General features: G+C 35.1%; 1 protein-coding gene. It reads right to left on the reverse strand.

Annotated elements, in window-relative coordinates; genetic code table 11:
- The coding region (locus AVBRAN9334_RS10040) for a flagellin hook IN motif-containing protein (RefSeq protein WP_336607733.1) at positions 1-1,824 on the reverse strand (1,824 nt) is incomplete at both ends.

A 1,824-nucleotide genomic window follows, 5' to 3' on the forward strand; every position in this document is an offset into this window, starting at 1 on the left:
AATGTCATTACACCTGCAGCGTAGCCGTTTTGATTATCGCCGTTATCTCCAGCTTGCCATTCTTCATTGTTATAACCCATAGCGTCAGCTTGAGCTCTACTAATTGTTGCATTAGTTTCTCTTAAACTCACTGTTGCTTCGCTAACATTTTTATCATAACCAATAGCTGAATTTGTAGTAAAACCATTAGCATCTTTAACTTCTACTTGAATATCTCTTCCGTTGTTTGAAACAAGGCTTAATCTTCCCATGTTTGTGCTGTTTTCGGTATTTAAGCCAACTATACTTGATAAACCAGCTTTGTTTGGTTCATTTAAACCTGCTTTAACACCAGCAAAAAATTTCATATATGAGTGAGCTATCATACCTTGTTGAGCTTCTTTAGTATCCATAGTTTTACCTTCAGCATCTGCAATAACTTTTTCCAATTTTTTGTTAATTTCATCTATTTTTGCATTAGCACCATCTACTGTTGTTTGGGTTCTTAATTCTTTAAAACTAGTTAAAATATCTTGAGCTACAGGATCGTTAGCACCTGCCGCACCTTTTAAAGATAGATTTAAAGCCCCAATATTTTCTACCGCTAAATTTCCAAAATTTACTTCTTTTCCTGCTAAGGCTGCCACGTTTGTTGTAAATGTAGTATCAGGTGTAGCTAATGTTGCAATTGCACCGAAAGCTGTTGCAGCAGTAGCATGATTTAATCCGTTATTTGCAGTTAAAGCTGTTGCAGTTGCTCCTAATAATGTGTTCAATTCGTTATTTAAAGTCTGTGCATCACCTTGTGTAACATCAACTCCTGCTTCTTTCATATTTTTTTGCACAGCTTTTCCTGCTAAATCTATAGTTGTAGCATAATCTTTAACAGCACTAGCGAATGCGGTTTGAAAATTATCTTGTGACACACCTATTGCAGCTTGAGCTGTACCTAAGTTACCATCTAATGTTGTTAGTGCATTACTAATAGCTTCTAAATTAGTAGCATTCTTAATGCTATTTATTGCTGTATTTGCGTGACCATCTAATGCAGTTTTTTGTGTTCCTTGACCTGCTAATGCTGTTTTGTCTAAAATATCACTCTTTAATTTATCTATTAAATCGTTTTTTAATTTATCTATAGCTTCATTTTGTACATCTTGAAATTTTTTATATTCTTGATACGGAACAGAGTTGTTAACAGCTTTTGTTTTTCCATCTTCATAAATTAAAGCATCTTGCACTCCGTGAGCATTTTTAACATCTCCGAAACTATTTTCTTTAACAAGAATAGAGCCTTCTGTTCCTGCTGCTGTAGTCCAAGTAGCTGCTTTATTTAAATCTACGCCTTTTTTAAATTTTGAATCAGGTGTTGCTCCTTGTGTTACAAGACTATGTAAATCAGCTGCAGGTTTATTTGCAGTCACATTATCCTCAACCTTAATACCCCTACCATCTCTATTTGATAATACAAGTCTACCTTTAGTATCTACAGAAGCCTCAACCCCTGTTTGATCTTTAACAGCATTAATAGCAGCTCTTAAAGCACCATTAGCGTCTTTTTCTTGAACGCTTACTGTTCCGATTTTTACACCATTGATTGAGAAATTTGAAGTAGTTTCACCCGCTTTAATAGGTTGCTCAAATGTTGAAATAGCAGTTACATTAGCTTTAATACCTGTCTTATCACTAGCTTTATTAATTGCTTCTGCTAACGCTCCAAGACCTGTGCTAGCACTTACATCGCCTTTACCATTTGTAAGTTTTACAGGTTCTATTGTTACATCGTTGATACCATCAACATTTTTAAATGTTACACTAGCAGTTCCTGTCAAATCCGCCGCTCTC

This window comes from Campylobacter sp. RM9334 (assembly GCF_020138145.1).
Lineage (GTDB): Bacteria > Campylobacterota > Campylobacteria > Campylobacterales > Campylobacteraceae > Campylobacter_E.